The following is a 15,763-nucleotide window of genomic DNA, read 5'->3' as shown; positions in this document are numbered from 1 at the left end:
ATCAGCGGATGCGCGCCGATGCGCCCTATCTGAGGATAGGCCCAGCAGCAAATCGGCGGATCTACGGACCACCGGACAGACCCGACTCCATCGATGACGACTCGTCCGTTACCGAGAATATTCCTTCGGTATGCTGTGCCGCCGCCCACAGTCGGGCATACGGCCCACGGGCGGCCAGCAGTTCGATATGTGTGCCGGTTTCCGAGATCCGGCCGTGATCGACCACCGCGATCCGATCGGCCCGCGCCGCCGTCGCGAGGCGATGCGCGACGACGACCGTGCTGCGCCCGCGCGCCAGCGACCGGCTCGCTACCAGCACCGCGTCCTCGGTAGCCGGGTCGAGGGTCGCGGTGGCCTCGTCGAGCAGCAGCAGATCGGGATCGACCAATTCGGCGCGGGCCAGCGCGATGAGCTGGCGCTGACCAGCGGACAGTCCGCGGCCGCGCTCGCCGACCGGATGACGCATCCCGCCGGGCAGCGCCGCGATCATGTCCGCCGCGCCGACGGCCGCCGCGGCGGCTGTGATCTCGGCCTCGGTGGCATCGGGTCTGCCGAAGGCGATATTGCTCGCGACGTCGCCGGTGAACAGGTGCGCTTCCTGGGGGACGATGCCTAGTCGCGACCGGTAGTCGGCGAGTCGGTAGCGCCGGATGTCGATGCCGTCGACCCGGACCGGCGCCGGGGAATCGGCGGGCAGATCGTACAGACGTGCCAATAACTTGACGATGGTGGACTTGCCTGCGCCGGTCGCGCCGACCAGGGCGAGCGTTTCACCGGGCGCGAGATGCAGATCGATGCCGTCGAGGGCGGGCAGCGTGGTGCCCGGGTAGTGGAAGTGCACGCCGTCGAGGTCGACCGCGCCGTGCAGCGGGCCGTCGATGGCTACCGCGTCGGGTGGGTCGGCGGCGATGGTGGACGGGGTGCGCAGCAATTCGCCGATCCGGCGCAGCCCGACCGCGGCCTGCTGATAGCCGTCGAAGGTCTGCGAGAGCTGCACGATCGGGGCGAACAGCAGCTCGAGATAGAGCATGAACGCGACCAGCGTGCCCGGACTGGTCGTGCCGTGCGCGACCTCCCGCGCCCCGAACCACACCACCGCGGCGAGCGCCAGATCGCCCCAGGCCGCGACGAATCCGAAGTACAGCGCGATGGCCAGCTGCGCGCGAAACCTGCTGTCGCGATAGCGGGTCGAGTATTCGGTGAAGCGGCGCGCGGCGGCCGGTTCGTAGCGGTTTGCCTGGACGGCGCGCAGGCCCGCGACATTCTCCTGGAAGTCCGCGTTGACGGTCGAAACCCGTTCGCGGGAGATCGAATACGCGCGCGCGGAGACCCGGCGGAAGATCAGCGTCGCGACCACCAGCGGCGGCAGCGCGAGCAGCACGACGGTGGCCAGCCCGACATCGACGAGCAGCAGCGCGATCAGGATGCCCACCAGGGTGATCACCGAGACGAGCGAGGTCGCGACGCCGTTCTGTACGAATGTGGACAGCGCGTCCACGTCGGTGGTCATCCTGGTCATGATGCGGCCGGACAGTTCGCGTTCGTAGTAGTCCAGCCCGAGCCGTTGCAGGTGCGCGTAACTGCGCACCCGCAGGCCGAAGAGCACGCGCTCGCCGGTGCGGGCGGTGAGCAGGATATTGGCCGCACCGGCGATACCGCCGAGCACGGCCAGTCCGGCGCCGATGGCCGCGGCCAGCCCGAGCGCGCTCGAATCATGGCCGGTCACACCGTGATCGATGGCGTAGCGCACCAGCGCCGGGAAAGTGACGCCGAGCACCGCGTCCAGGGCCATCAGCCCGATCACCGCGGCCACGACCAGCAACACCGGGCGCAGCAGGCGCGGGAACCGGAAGCCGGGGTCGGGTTCGCGCAATGATGCGCCGTCGATACCGGGTTCCTCGGTCGCCGGTGGCAGACGTGCCAGATCGCGGCGCAGTTCCGGTGATTCGGCCGCGTCGAGGCCGCCGGCCGTGCCGAGCCCGCCGATTCCGTTGGAGATCTCTTGCACCGCAACGGATCCGGCGGGCAAGGACGGCGCGGGCAGCCGGATCACCCGATCGGCATGGGACAGTGTGGATTCGCGGTGCGCCAGGATGATCGTGGTGCGGCCGCCGTTATCGGGCAACGTGTCGAAGATGGCGGCCTCGGTCACCGCGTCGACCGCGGAGGTGGCGTCGTCGAGCACCAGGACGCGCGGCCGGGCGAGCAGGGCCCTGGCCAGCGCGATCCGCTGCCGCTGACCGCCGGAGAGGGTGAGCCCGCGCTCGCCGACCACGGTGTCGTAGCCGTCGGGCAGTTCGCCGATGAAATCGTCGGCGGCGGCGAGTTTGGCGGCCTGCCGGATCTCCGGCTCGGTGGCCTCGGGCCTGCCGAGCGCGATATTGGCGGCGATGGTGTCGGAGAGCAGGAATGGATCGTCGAAGACGACGCCGACCGCCCCGCGCAGGTCGGCGGCCGATACGTCGGCGATATCCACTGCGGCAGTGGACTTTTCGCCGCCGAAAAGGCGTACCTTCGCATTCGCTCCGGCCGTGCGCGGGTCTTCGGACGGGCTCCGCCCGGCTGCGTTGAACAGGCGTATGTGCCCGGAATCGGGCGCATAGAAGCGCGGCAGCAACAGCGCGAGCGTGCTCTTACCGGATCCGGCGGGCCCGATGACGGCCACCGTCTCGCCCGGGCGCACGGTGAGGTCGAATTCGCGCAGCACCGGCCGGTCCGGATCGAATCCGAAGGTGAGCGCCGCGAATTCGATGCCGAGCGGACCCTCCGGAATCGGTTGCGGCGCAGGGGGATCGGTGATGGTGGGTGCGGTGTCGATGATCTCGAAGACGCGATCGGCCGCGGCCCTGGTCAACTGGGCGATGATGACCACCGCCGACATGGTGCGCGCGGTGAACGTCATGGTGGAGACGTAGGCGGCGAAGGCGAGGAAGGTGCCGATCCCGATATGGCCGTGTAGCGCGAGCCAGCCACCGAGCCCGATCACCAGCACCAGGCCGACCTGCGGGATCGCCGCGATCGCCGGCGCGAATCGGGAATCGATGCGGGCGGCGCGCAGTCGTTCGGCATACAGGGTGCGCGCGTGCCGCTCCAGGATGTCGACCATCCTGGCCTCCTGTCCGAAACCCTTCACCACCCGGACGCCGGTGACCGTCTCCTCGACGTGCTGGGCCAGGTCGGCCGCGCGCTGCTGGGCCGACCAGGTCGCCGCGTAGAGCCGGGGCCGGATCCGGTACACCACCACCGCCATCGCGGGCACCACCAGCAGCGCGGCCAGCGCCAACGGCGGTGACAGCCAGAACATCACCGCCGCGGCGAGCACGAATTGCAGCAGCGCGTTGGTCGACAGCGGCACCATGGCCAGCAGGCCCTGTACGAGCTGCAGATCGGTGATCGAGCGCGAGACGACCTGTCCGGTGCGGATCCCGTCCTGGCCCGGACCGTCCAAACGCTGTAGCGCAGTGAGCAATTGGACGCGCAGCGAATGCTGGACGTCCAGCGAGAGCTGCCCGGCCAGCGCGCGCCGCCCGGACGAGACGATATACCGGAAGACAGCCGACCCCAGGAGCAGCGCCGCGACCACCCCGATCGCATGCGTATCGCCGACTCCGGCCGCATCGATCGCATGTTTGCTCAGCAGCGGGCCCGCGATATCGACGAGCGCGCCGCCGAGCACCACGAATGCGATACCAACGAGAACTACGCTGTGCGACCGGCTTTCGGTCCACAGCCGCCGGATCCACCCCGGTCGATCAGCCCCCTGCACACTCACACCAATCGACCATAGCGACGCCTACCGACAGTCGCCCACCGCCGCAGCTCAGACCTCGCGACGGCGCAGATACCACCATGCGGCGACGCCGAGCGCCGAGGTCCACAGCACCAGCACGACGACCGCCGCCGGTGCGGGCGCGAGAAAGTGGCTCTTGGCGAACGACCCGACCACGACGGTGCTGACGGTCGCCGAACCCGGCAACAGCGTCGCGAATCCCGGTATCCCCAACGTATTCGTGATCAACCAGATCAGCGGCTCGATGACGATGAACCAGCCGAGCAGCGCGGCCGCCGCACCCGCCGCAGAGCGCAGCAGCAGCCCGAGCGCCGTGCCGAGCACCGCCCAGCACAGCGCGGCGACCAGCCCGCCGCCGAGCGCCGCGAAGAACTTCAGCCCGATATCGAATTTGCCGCGCCCGAAGCCGAGCGTGCAGCCCGCGCCGATCACCTCGACCAGCGCCGCGGTGGCCACCGCGAATCCGGCGGCGACCGCGAACTTGGCGATGGCGATGCGATCCCGGTTCGGCGTGAACAGCACGGTGGCGGGCATGGTCCGGTACCGGTACTCCTCGCCCGCGCCGAGCGCGCCGAACACCCCGGCGGCCACGATGGTCGCCGCCATCGCCAGATACAGCCCGATCGTCGCGGCGCCGGTGGCGGGCTGCCCCTTCGGATCGGCGTTGCCGGACATCAGCGCGAATCCGGAACCCGCGACGATCGCGACGACCACCAGCGCCGCGGCCAGCAGCTGATATCTGCGCAGCGTTGTGACCTTGCGGATCTCGGAGTTGACGGCGGGCAGCAGCTCGGCCGGGATTATCTCGATCATCGGGGAATACCGTAGGGCGTCGCGAGGCCGGAAACCACCGGCGGATGCGCGGGTTTGGTCAGCGCGGCGAGCACCCGGTCCGGATGGATCTGATCGGCGACGATGCCGTCGATCCTGACCCCGGCGGCCGCGGCGGCGTCCTCGATCTGCGCCGCCGTCGCCTCGGCCACCGCGAGCCTGCCGTCCGGCCGCATGACCGCGTCGGTGTAGCCGCGGGCGGCGAGCATGGTGGCCAGCGCGATCGGCGTCGACGCCGTGACGACGAGCCGGTCCGGATGACCGCGCCGCAGCCGGGCCGGAGTGCCCTGGTAGACAATCGATCCCGCGCTCAACACGATGAGTTGATCCGCGCCGGGCAGCACCGCGGCGAGGCTTTCGCTGGTGAGCAGGACGGTGCCGCCGCGGGCGGTATGCCTGCGCAGCAGATCCTGCAACTGGCCGCGCTCGGCGGGATCCAGTCCGGCGGTGGGCTCGTCGAGCAGCAGCAGTCGCGGGTCGCCGAGCAGCGCGGTGGCCAGCGCCACGCGGGTCTGTTCACCGGGCGAAAGCGCGCTCGCCTTGGTATCGGCCACCTCGCCGAGCCCGACCTGGCCGAGCACCTGCTCGACGCGCTCGTCCGGAATCCCGGCCGCCGCCGCGTACACCCGCAGGTGATCGCTCGCGGTGCGGGCCGGATGCAGACCGCGCGGCGTCAGCATGCCGTGCGCGGTGCCGTCGAGAGTCGTTGTGCCGGAAGTGGGTTCGATCAGTCCGAGCAGCAGGCGCAGCACGGTCGTCTTACCGGAGCCGACGGGCCCGACGAGTGCGGCGGTGGTGCCCTCGGGCACGGTGAAGCCGATGTTCTCCACCGCCGACGCGGTCGCGAAACGCTTGGTCAGGCCGCGGACGGTGATGGCGGGGCGCCGGGTGCTCATCGGTCGGCGCCGTTGGCGTCGATGGCGGGCAGCGGATCGGCGTCGATGATCAGGTGCCGGTCGGCGGGCCACACCACGGGCGCGGGGCCGAATGCCTTGCGCGCGTTCGCAATCGTCGTCCTGCCGAGCGCGCGGTTGCCGACGCCGCCGATCACCGCGCCGATTCCGGCCGGGATGATCTTGCCCGCGGTGAGCGCCATCCGCTTGGTGAGGAAGCGCACGATGAACCGCTTCATCAGCGAATCGTTCATGCCGGAGAGCCCCGGAATCCGGGTGGCCAGCAGCGTGCCCCAGTTCTTCGCCGAATGCCCGACGGTCTTCTCGACTATCTCCATTCCGGTATCGCCGAGCACCACCGCGAGCACCAGGGCCCGGCGCTGTGCCCGGTCCTCCGGCGAGACGCCGTGCACCGCCGCCACCGCCAGCGTGAACAGTGCCGATGCCTCCAGGAAGAATGCGGTTTCCGCACCGACCGCGGCCAGCGAGGTGATGGTGCCGACCCCGGGCACCGCCGCGGTCGCGCCGACCGCGCTGCCGCTGCCGGTGACCGCGAGCAGGTACTGCTTCTCCAGCCGTTCCACGATCTGCGCCGGGCGTTCGGCGGGATGCGAGCGCCGCAGCCGGTCGACGTATTTGGCGACCGCGGGCGCCTGCAACCGTGACCCGTTCTCCAACAACGCGACCACGGTTTTCTCGAACGCGCCGCTGCTCATCGGCAACACCCCTTTTTCTGCGTCAACGCTGATCAGAACTCTACGGCAGTGCGGGTACCCGTTCGCTGAGCGGCGGCGGTGGCGGCGCGGTTCCGTCGCCGAACGGCCTGCCGCCCAGCGCTTCCCGGCCGTGCGGGGTGAGCCAGTTCGACAGGTCCGGACCCTTGGGCACCACGCCGGTCGGGTTGATGTCGGCGTGCACGACGTAGTAGTGCGTCTTGATCTGTCCGAAATCGATCGTGTCGCCGAATCCCGGCGTCTGGAACAGGTCGCGGGCGTATGCCCACAGCACCGGCAGCTCGGTGAGCTTGCACCGGTTGGTCTTGAAATGCCCGTGATACACCGGGTCGAAGCGGACCAGCGTGGTGAACAGCCGCACATCGGCCTCGGTGATCGTGTCGCCGACCAGGAACCGTTGGGCGGCAAGGCGATCCGAGAGCCAGTCGAGGCGGGCGAACAGCCGGTCGTATGCCGCCTCGTACGCCCGCTGGGATCCGGCGAACCCGCAGCGGTAGACGCCGTTGTTGACATCGCGGAACACCACGTCGTTGACCGCGTCGATCTCCGCGCGCGACTCCTCCGGATACAGCCGCGGCGCACCCGGCCGGTGGTAGGCGGTCCATTCGGTGGCGAAATCCAGGGTGATCCGCGCGTAGTCGTTGGTGACCACCTCGCCGCTGGGCACGTCGACGATCGCGGGCACGGTGATCCCGCGCGGATAGTCGGGGAAGCGCTTCAGATACGCGTCCCGCAGCCGGGGGATGCCGAGCACCGGATCGACCCCGCCGGGATCCAGATCGAAGGTCCAGCTGAGCTTGTCGTGGGTCGGGCCGCACAGTCCGAGCGAGAGCACCTGCTCCAGGCCGAGCAGGCGACGCACGATCAGCGTGCGATTCGCCCACGGGCAGGCGCGCGCGGCCACCAGGCGGTACCGGTCCGGCTCGACGGGGTAGCCATCGCGTCCGTCGGCGGTGATCCGGGTGGTGATGTAGTTGGTGTCGCGCTTGAACTCACCGGGTTCGACGTACGAGGCCTGTGTGGTCACCGTCTCAGTGTTTCAGATTCGGCGCTTAAGCTGCCGGACATGAACGACACCAAGCCCACCCGGCTGGAACGGACGACCACATCGGGCGGTGCGGAGGTCGCGACGCTGACGCTCGCGCATCCGCCGCTCAACCTCTTCGACAAGGCCGTGCTCGACGCGTTGACCGCGGACCTGACCGAGCTGACCGCGCGTCCGCCGCGCGCCCTGCTGCTGCGCGCCGAGGGCAAGGTGGTGTCCGGCGGCGTCGACGTGCACGTCTTCGACGGCCTGACCCCGGACCAGGGCGCCGACCTGTGGCGCACCCTGTTCGCGCGGATCATCCATCCGCTGGAGGCGCTGCCGTGCCCCGTCGTATTCGCCGCGCACGGGCTGACCTTGACCGCCGCCTTCGAGATCGCGCTGGCCTGCGACATCATCCTGGCCGCGCCGCGGGCGAAATTCGGTCTGGTGGAGACCGTCGTCGGCCTGACGCCGTCGATGGGCGGACCGCAGCGGCTCGCCGAGCGCGCGGGTTCGGGCCGGGCCCGCGAATTCGTGATGACCGGCGACCTCTACGACGCCGCGACCATGGCCGATTGGGGTGTCGTCAACGCGGTGCACGAGGACATCGAAAGCGCGGCAAGGAATCTCACGCGCCGACTGGCCGACGGCCCGACCCGGGCGCATGCGGCGACCAAGCGGATCATCGAGGCGTGGCGGTCCGGCGGTGTCGCACACGCGGATTCGGTGACGCCGGAGGTGTCGGGCCAGCTGTTCGATACCGATGACCTGAAGGGCGCGGTGCGCAGCTTCCTCGAGGTCGGTCCGGGGAAGGCCAGCTATACCGGCCGGTGACAAGCAGGACACGTTCATCGCCTATTCGCGCATCGGTGTGACTTCGGTCATATAGTCGGCAATGCCTGCCGGCTCGATCGCGGAGGACGGATGTCGCAGCTACTGGTCGAATACCCCCTATCCCATCCGCACGCCATCGATCCGCCGCTGGCCCGCGGCGCGGACGGGGTGCTGCGCTACGGCAACCTGACACCCGCGCTCACCGAACTGCTCGACCTGCAGGTGCACGCGTTCGGCGGCAGGGAGGCGGTGGTGGAGTCCGGCGGCGTCCGGCTCACCTATCGCGAATTGTGGCACTCCGCGTCGCGGATCGCGGGCGGACTGCAGGAGCACGGCATCGGTTACGGCGATCGGGTGGCCATCCGGATGCCCGCGGGCGTGCGCTGGGTGCGGGCCTTTCTCGGCGCGCTGCTGAGCGGTGCGGTGCCCGTGCTGGTGGATGACGCCCTGCCCGACGTGGTCGCCGAACAGGTGATCCTGGACAGCAGAGCGGATTTCGTGCTGGGCCGGACCGGATCCGCTTCCCGGTGCGCCGATTTCGAACTGCCGGACGGTGCGGCCTTCATCGATGACGGCGCCGCGCTGAACGATCTGGCGCTGCTGTGCTACACCGGCGACGCGGCCGCGCCGAAGGGTGTCGAGCTGACGAACGAAAACCTGCTGTCCGCAATACGTTCCGTGGTCGGCACGCTGGATCTGCCGACAGATGGTCTGCGCAATCTGGTGCTGCTGCCGCTGGCCCATGCCAGCGGTTGCGTCGATCAGATGCTGTCGACGTTCGCGGTCGGCGGCACCGTCGTGCTCGCGCCGGATACCGACCGGCTCGCGGAAACCCTTGTGGCCGAACGGATCGATATGGTTTCGGCGACCCCGCGCATTTTCGCGCGGCTGCTGCCGGAACTGTCCGCGCTGCGCACCGACGGGCTGTGCACCGACGGCGTCGCCCGGGTGAGCACGGCCGGTCACCGATCCGAACGGGCCGCCGCGCCAACCGATTCCATGGAATTGGCGGCGGCGCTGCGCGATATCTTCCCGGCCGCCCACCAGTGGTCGATCTGGGGTGCGACCGAAACCTGCGGTATCGGACTCGCGGTGGACCACAGCACGGGCCACGGTCTCGGATCGGCGCTCGGATTCCCCTTCGGCGGAACCGAATTGGCGCTGTGCGGGCCGCGGGCCGAGCTGGGTCACGGCGAATTGCTCTGTCGCGGACCGAATGTCAGCCGCCGCTATTGGAACGATCCGATGGCCACCGAGGCCGGTTTCACCGGAACCTGGTTCCATACCGGCGCCCAGGTCATCATCGATCCGGACGGGCTGGTGCGCCGGGTGGGGTCACTCCAGTAGCCGGTTCTTCAGGTGCTCGCGCACCTCGACGGTCAGGCCGATGGCCTCCAGGTAGGTGTCGATATGCCCGTGCGCGTCCATCGCCGACGCGGTCGCGATGGCGAGGTATTCCTCGCGCACGCCCAGGATGTCCTCCGAAAGCTGTTCGCCCGCGGACAGTTTGGGGGTGAGCATGGCGCGCAGTGAGGGGACCGCGGCATTGCTGAGCAGGAAGTCGGCCAGGATGTCCGCCTCGCTCACGCCGACGGCGCGCAGGATGGTGGCCACCGACCAGCCGGTGCGGTCCTTGCCCGCCGCGCAGTGCACGAGCACCGCGCCGTCGCCGCGGACGAGCGATTCGGCGAGCGTCACGATGGCCGCGTTCGCCTCCGCCATGAGCGGGAACATCCGGTAGACCTGGTGCATGTGCGCCAGTGCCGATTCGGTCTGCGCCTCGTGCGGTGGCTCCTTACCCATCCGCGGATCGAACGGGGTGACGTGCAGCCGGACCTCGTCGGGCAGGTTGTCCGCGCCGTGGTATTCGATCTCGCTGATGCCGCGCAGGTCGTGCACATCGCTGACGCGGAGTTCGCGCAGCGCCGCATGGCCGCGGTGGTCGAGTCCGGTCAACTGGGCCGAGCGCAGCAGCACGCCGGAGCGCACGCGGGCGCCGTCGACGGTGCGCAGGCCGCCGGTGTCGCGGAAGTTGAATGTTCCGGAGAGATAGAACTGATCGGCGGGCGGCGAGAGAGTCACCGATCCAGGCTATCCATTCCGCGGTATCGCGATGGTGTCGTTCGCGGATCGAACAACGCACGGCCAGATGTCCGGTTCGTGCGGTTCGCCTGTGTGATGCCCCACAGGTTCGCCTCGGCGCGGGGGTTCGTCCGTAGAGTCGTCAATGGTCTGTGTCTCGGCCGGGCAGGGTCGAGATCGACGCCCAGGAAGCGGATTACGGCCGCAACCGGTTGGTCGCGGAGGTGTTCCGTTTGGGTAACAAAACATTCTTCCAGTCTGGAATTACCCACTGAACCTGTTCTTAAACCTTGAAAACCTTCTACCATTGATGAATGTTGGACCGGGCAGCCTGGGGATTTCCAAGCAGGGAACCATCACGCGCGACCCGCGAGGTCGCGCCGACGAGGGTGCGGGAATTCTTTCGCCGAGGGAGTCGTCGTTGAGTGCGAGTGGAGATATAGCGGAGGCGCGGTTACGGCCGACCATCTGCGATGCGATCGAGAAGGCCGCGGCCTCGCTCGATATCACCGGAGTTCGAGCGCTGCGGGTGCTGCTGCATGCCGGGGTCAGTGCATACTGGCCGCTGGTCAAGGCCACCCCGAACAAGCAGATCCGGGCCTACGAGGAGACAGTGCATACGCTGCGCAAGCACTGGGAGGTCCATACCGACTGTGTCGCGGACCCGTCGGCGGCCGCGGCGTTCCGGCATATGGACTCCGAGGTGGCCTCATTCCTGCAGCTGTGCGCGGATCGCTCCGGTGCGCAGTGGCTGGAGCCGGTGGACGCCATCGCGACCTACACGGTTTCCGTGCTGCAGGGCACGGTGCTGCGGTGGTTGGCCGACTGCAACGACGAAACCATGCTGGTCGTCCTGGACGACCTGGTGAGCAGCCTCGCGACGAAGGCCGTCGAGGTCTGAACCCACGCGCCATGCTGGACGTATGACCAGTTTGGTGGTTGAGTTGTTCGGGTGACAGTCACGTCGCCCATTGCGGGTCTGCACGCGGCCACCGCCGAGTTGGATCCGCCGCTGGCCGCGCTGGACCTCGGCGCGTTGCGCGCCAATGCCGCGGACCTGATCCGCCGCGCCAACGGGGTTCCGGTGCGGGTCGCGAGCAAATCGGTGCGCTGCCGCGCGGTGCTGGAGGAGGTACTCGGCACCGGCCTGACGGCGGCGGGCGGTTTCGCGGGCATCATGTCCTATTCGCTGGCCGAGGCGATCTGGCTGGTCGGACTCGGCGCGCGCGACGTCCTGCTCGGGTATCCGACGGTCGACCGGTCCGGGCTCGCCGAACTGGCCGCCGACGACACGCTGCGGCAGTCGATCACCCTCATGGTCGACGACATCGCGCAGCTGGAATTCATCCGGGCCGCGGTCGGCAGCGAGCTGGTGCGGCCGCGGATCTGCCTCGACGTGGACGCCTCGCTGCGGATCGGTCCGCTGCACCTCGGCGTCCGCCGCTCGCCGATCCGCACTCCGGAACAGGCGGCGGCGTTGGCCTCGGCGGCTCGGCGACGCGGTTTCGACGTGGTCGGCGTGATGACCTATGAGGCGCAGATCGCCGGACTGCCCGACAGCAATATCGCGGTGCGGCTGGTGAAGCGGGCCTCCGCCGCCGAAATCGGCAAGCGCCGCCGCACTGTGCTCGACGCGGTGCGCGCCGAGGTCGGCAAGCTGGAGATCGTCAACAGCGGCGGCACCGGATCCATCGAGGTGAGCATCGCCGATCCGGACGTCACCGAGGTGACCGCGGGCTCCGGACTTTACGTGCCAACGCTTTTCGATCACTATCGGGCCTTCACCCCAAGGCCCGCACTGTTTTTCGCGACCCCGGTGCTGCGCAAACCGACGCCGTCGATCGCGACCGTATTCGCGGGCGGCTATATCGCCTCCGGCCCGGCCGGACCGTCGCGGGTGCCGAAACCGGTGTGGCCCACCGGATTGAAGCTGATCGGCACCGAGGGCGCGGGCGAGGTGCAGACACCGCTGTCCGGCGCCGCCGAGACGCGGATCGGGGACCGGGTGTGGTTCCGCCACGCCAAGGCCGGTGAACTGTGCGAACGCTTCGACCGGGTGCATCTGGTGGACGCCGACGGTACGCGCACCACGGTGCCGACCTACCGCGGCGAAGGCAAATGCTTCGGCTAGGCCCACCCGTCACCCGACCGCCGCCCCCCATCGAATCGCTTCGCGATGCTCTAGCTCAAGGTGAGGAAACCCGCTAGATCGGCCAATTCGCCGGTGTCCGGCGGCAGGTATTCGGTGAGCAGCGGTGAGCGGATGATGATCGCCTTCCACATGGCCCGGCACAGCGCGGCCTGAATCAGCGTGCGCGACAACAGGAACGGCATACCGTATGGGGCGTCGGCCGGACTGGATGTCGTCATCGAGAGCAGTACGACGGCCGCCTCCCGGCCGCGGAACCGGTCCGCGGTGCCGACGAGCACATCCTCGATCTTGGCCCGCGCCAACAGCGTTCGAATCCGGCCGACCTGAGCGCCGTATGGGGCGACCACGAAGATATCGTGCGGATGCAGCCGCCTGGTGACCGCGCCGATGGTCCACGCGGCACCGAGCATGGCGCGCACCCGGCGCACCACCTCACGGGCCTCGGCATCGGATTCGGTGGCATTGCCGTGATGTTCGACGAGGACGGTTTCGATTCCCGGCTCGACACCCTCGAGATTGCGTGCCAGCGTGACGGTTTCGTTGGAGCGCAGCCGATTGTCGTAGCAGAGCCGGGAGATCGGCCCGCATACCGCCGGATGCATGCGCCAGGTGCGGTCCAGGAAATAGCCGCGCTCGGCAGGCAGCGTCGCGCGTCCCTGGACCAGCCAGTTCAGCACCGACATGCCGACGGGCTCCGGATGAGTGGCCCGCGCGGTGGCCGGCGCGAGATCGCCGAGCAGCAACAGATTCCGGGTGCTCACCGCGACCGCGGCGGTATCGGCCAGCGGGAAACCGCCCGCGTCGGCGATTACCAGCAGATCCAGCCTGCCCGCGGGCACGATCGCGTCGTTCGCGAAATCCGTTGGCAGGCCGCCGATCACGCATCCGTTGACGGAGTTGTCCAGGAATCGCGGATAGCGCGCCGCATCGATGACGGCCCACTCCGGTTTCACCGCCTGAACGTCCTTCTTGGCGACCAGTTCCGGTAGCACGCCGACCCGCACCACCGCGTCGAGCAGCTGCTCCACCGTCGAATGCGCCTGCGCGACAACGCCGATCCGCCACCGGTGCATGGTGACCAGGCGTTCCAGCACCCGGGCGACGGTGGAGGTCTTACCGGTGCCCGACGGACCCTGTACGGCGATATAGGAATCGTCCAGATCGCGGACGGCGGCGGTGATGGCCGCCGCGTGGTCGCCGTGCACCTCCGGTAGCGAAAGCGCCCGGCGCATCCGGGGTCTGCGCAGGCACAGGATGTCGAAGAGGGCGCCGTACGGGATCCGCGGCAGCGCGACGAGCAGCTGTTGCGCCGCGTATTCGACCGCGTCCTCGGTGCTTTCGTCCCAGGCGGGCAGTCCCGGCGCGATGGCGATCGGCAGTTCGTCGTATGGTTCACAGCCCTCGGGCAGCAGTTCCTCCAGGCGGACCGTGTCATCGAAGTCGGCGTCCACCGAGCAGCCGAGCACCGTCGCGCTCGCGGTGGCCCGCTTGCCGATCGCGGCGACCATACCCGCGGCCACCGGATGGTCGTAGAACGTGTAAACCGTTGTGCCGGGCGCTAATACCGAGTTCGCGCCGCCGCTGCCGATCCGCCCGGTCAGGGTGAGATATCGGCGCATGGTCGGCCGCTGTGTCGATTCCCGGGTCGCTCCGCTCCTGCCCGCCGATGGGCTGCGATGCCATTTCGTATCCACGGTGCCCCATTCGGCGACGAGCACACCGGGCGCGTCGGCCCATTCGTCCACCGGATGACTGAGCCGGTCGGTATGCGCCCACCACAGCGGCTGGCGCTCGCGGCGGTGATAGCCCAGCGCCGCGGCCATCATGGCCGCGGGGTGGTGCGGGGGCGAATCGGCCAGGGTGTTGACGAATTCGGTGAGCGCCGCCGCGATGGATGACGGCCCGGCCAGCGGATCGGCCAGGTCGTGCGGGCCGGGCTCCTCGGGTCCCGGCACCAGACACCAGGAGCCGATCGGCGCCAGCGTCGGCGCGGGCAGCACCGGATGCTGTTCGGCGGCGCGGTCCAGCAGCCAATCCCGCAGCCGCAGCACGGTGACGCAATCCCGTTCCGCCGCAACCGAATCCGGTAGGAGGCCGCGTAGTCCGGGCAGTTCGTACGAGCGTTCGCCGACCAGCATCGCGTTGCGCACGATCGGATACAGGTCGACCAGCACACCGGCCCGCAGCAGTTCACCCGCGCTCTCCTCGCCGACCCCGCACGCGGCGGTATGCCGCAGCAGATCCGCGCGCACCCGCGAGGTGTAGTGGTAGATATGCAGATCCGGATGCCGCAGCCGTTCCTCGGCGACCAGTTCCAGCAGCTCGGTGAGGCCGCGCCCGAGTTCGGCGTCCCGGAACGAGAGCAGCACCGCATCCGAATTGCCGAGCTCGACAACGCCGTCCGCGATGGTCAGCGCGAGATCCCCGGGTGACGGCGGCGGCAGCGCGCCCAGCGCGATCGCATCGACCAGCGTATGCGTCGGCTGTCCGGAAACCTCGCGGCGCAGCTGGATTTCGGCCTGGCGGCGCAGCGTGGCGAGGGCGCGCGGGGACACACCCCGCACGTTCGCCTGGGTGACGGCCAGCCGGTCGATGGTGTGCACACCGGCCTCGCGCAGCCGCGCCCGCGTGGTGTTCGCCATTCCGGCCACCAGGAACAGGTCGCGGGCCCCCGCGATGGCCGCGGTGCAGTCCGGGCATCGTCCGCATGCGAGATAGCGTTGATCGCCCCACTGCGCGGGCAGCAGCTCACCGAGTTTCTCGTCGAGGATCCGCTCCAGCCTGCGCCTGCGCGCACCGTAGATCGGAAGCAGTTCGCTCAGTGGGTAATCCGTGCACTGCTCGCCGGTGAACAACCGGACCACCGGCGCGGTGAGCGCGCCGCTGCCGTCCAGCGCGTCGGCGCAGGCGGCGAGTTCAAGTGCGGCGCCGACGGTATCGGGCCCGCCCCGGTGGGTGCCCTGCACGGTGTAGCGCACCCGATGCCCGGCCCGGACCAGGAAATCGCAGGTGCTGGCGAACCTTCCGTCGAAGAAGGTGGCGCGGTGCACCACATGCACCCCCGCCCGCAACGCCGTGACGGTTTCGGTGTGCGCGGTTCGCAGCGCGGCGATCCTGGCCGCCGGATCGTCGGGCAACTCCGCGTGCAGCCGCACATCGACCAGCGCGCCGCCGAACCGGTCCCGCAGATCGGCGAGCCTGCGCGCGTGCGAATCATCGAATGCGCCCACGGGTTCGGTGTCGGTGACCGGCTCGGCCACCTCCGATAGCGTGCCGATCCGGCGATCGAGGGCGCGCAGCATCGCGAATTCACAGCGCGCCGCGCGCACGAGATCAACGGCGGTGCAGACGACACGATCACCGAACACGAACAAACGCGCCCCTCCTGTGCGTCCCGCGGGTACACCGGACGGCAACACC

11 protein-coding genes are annotated in these 15,763 nt (G+C 69.3%); 4 read left to right on the top strand and 7 right to left on the bottom strand.

From position 1 onward, the window contains the following. Window positions 1-61: 61 nt before the first annotated feature. From F5544_RS37770 to F5544_RS37750, 5 genes are read right to left on the bottom strand one after another with little or no spacing between them, the layout of a single operon-like run. Window positions 62-3,772, bottom strand: coding sequence for an ABC transporter ATP-binding protein (locus tag F5544_RS37770; protein WP_238846870.1), 3,711 nt, complete (start codon window positions 3,770-3,772; stop codon window positions 62-64). 48 nt (window positions 3,773-3,820) lie between these two features. Further along, the gene (locus F5544_RS37765; protein WP_167477589.1) at window positions 3,821-4,603 is read right to left on the bottom strand and encodes an ABC transporter permease; all 783 of its coding nucleotides are present in this window, start codon (window positions 4,601-4,603) and stop codon (window positions 3,821-3,823) included. Beyond that, on the bottom strand, window positions 4,600-5,517 hold the full coding sequence (locus F5544_RS37760) for an ATP-binding cassette domain-containing protein (protein ID WP_167477588.1): 918 nt from the start codon (window positions 5,515-5,517) through the stop codon (window positions 4,600-4,602). Before F5544_RS37760 ends, F5544_RS37765 begins: the two co-directional genes overlap by 4 nt. Next, a complete protein-coding gene (locus tag F5544_RS37755; protein ID WP_167477587.1) occupies window positions 5,514-6,230 on the bottom strand; it encodes a hypothetical protein in 717 nt (238 codons plus the stop codon). The genes F5544_RS37760 and F5544_RS37755 overlap by 4 nt, the downstream gene beginning before the upstream one ends. A 40-nt stretch (window positions 6,231-6,270) precedes the next feature. Next, complete coding sequence (locus F5544_RS37750; protein ID WP_167477586.1) at window positions 6,271-7,275, bottom strand: glutathione S-transferase family protein; 1,005 nt, start codon at window positions 7,273-7,275, stop codon at window positions 6,271-6,273. Window positions 7,276-7,314: 39 nt separating this feature from the next. Between F5544_RS37750 and F5544_RS37745 the strand changes: the two genes are divergently transcribed. Together F5544_RS37745 and F5544_RS37740 are read left to right on the top strand one after the other, a co-directional pair. Beyond that, window positions 7,315-8,109, top strand: coding sequence for an enoyl-CoA hydratase/isomerase family protein (locus F5544_RS37745; RefSeq protein ID WP_167477585.1), 795 nt, complete (start codon window positions 7,315-7,317; stop codon window positions 8,107-8,109). A gap of 90 nt (window positions 8,110-8,199) precedes the next feature. Next, the gene (locus F5544_RS37740; RefSeq protein ID WP_167477584.1) at window positions 8,200-9,456 is read left to right on the top strand and encodes a class I adenylate-forming enzyme family protein; all 1,257 of its coding nucleotides are present in this window, start codon (window positions 8,200-8,202) and stop codon (window positions 9,454-9,456) included. Here the strand turns inward: F5544_RS37740 and F5544_RS37735 are convergent. Next, window positions 9,445-10,191, bottom strand: coding sequence for a tyrosine-protein phosphatase (locus F5544_RS37735; RefSeq protein ID WP_167477583.1), 747 nt, complete (start codon window positions 10,189-10,191; stop codon window positions 9,445-9,447). The genes F5544_RS37740 and F5544_RS37735 overlap by 12 nt on opposite strands. A 421-nt stretch (window positions 10,192-10,612) precedes the next feature. Between F5544_RS37735 and F5544_RS37730 the strand changes: the two genes are divergently transcribed. Both F5544_RS37730 and F5544_RS37725 read left to right on the top strand, forming a co-directional pair. Continuing rightward, window positions 10,613-11,092 carry a TetR family transcriptional regulator gene (locus F5544_RS37730; RefSeq protein ID WP_167477582.1) on the top strand — a complete coding sequence of 160 codons (480 nt, stop codon included), beginning with the start codon at window positions 10,613-10,615 and terminating at the stop codon, window positions 11,090-11,092. Window positions 11,093-11,143: 51 nt separating this feature from the next. After that, the gene (locus tag F5544_RS37725; protein ID WP_167477581.1) at window positions 11,144-12,322 is read left to right on the top strand and encodes an amino acid deaminase/aldolase; all 1,179 of its coding nucleotides are present in this window, start codon (window positions 11,144-11,146) and stop codon (window positions 12,320-12,322) included. A 50-nt stretch (window positions 12,323-12,372) separates the two neighbouring features. Here F5544_RS37725 and F5544_RS37720 read toward each other — a convergent pair whose 3' ends face one another. Next, a complete protein-coding gene (locus F5544_RS37720) occupies window positions 12,373-15,711 on the bottom strand; it encodes an AAA domain-containing protein (RefSeq protein ID WP_238846869.1) in 3,339 nt (1,112 codons plus the stop codon). Window positions 15,712-15,763 lie beyond the last annotated feature (52 nt).

The organism is Nocardia arthritidis (assembly GCF_011801145.1).
GTDB classification, from domain to species: Bacteria; Actinomycetota; Actinomycetes; order Mycobacteriales; family Mycobacteriaceae; genus Nocardia; species Nocardia arthritidis_A.
This window is presented reverse-complemented; position numbering and strand designations above follow the sequence as displayed.

What these genes read in the sequence shown, in the direction of transcription:
- F5544_RS37755 (WP_167477587.1), bottom strand. Translation starts at nt 6,230, where the DNA reads ATGAGCAGCGGCGCGTTCGAGAAAACCGTGGTCGCGTTGTTGGAGAAC.
- F5544_RS37760 (WP_167477588.1), bottom strand. Translation starts at nt 5,517, where the DNA reads ATGAGCACCCGGCGCCCCGCCATCACCGTCCGCGGCCTGACCAAGCGT.
- F5544_RS37745 (WP_167477585.1), top strand. Translation starts at nt 7,315, where the DNA reads ATGAACGACACCAAGCCCACCCGGCTGGAACGGACGACCACATCGGGC.
- F5544_RS37765 (WP_167477589.1), bottom strand. Translation starts at nt 4,603, where the DNA reads ATGATCGAGATAATCCCGGCCGAGCTGCTGCCCGCCGTCAACTCCGAG.
- F5544_RS37740 (WP_167477584.1), top strand. Translation starts at nt 8,200, where the DNA reads ATGTCGCAGCTACTGGTCGAATACCCCCTATCCCATCCGCACGCCATC.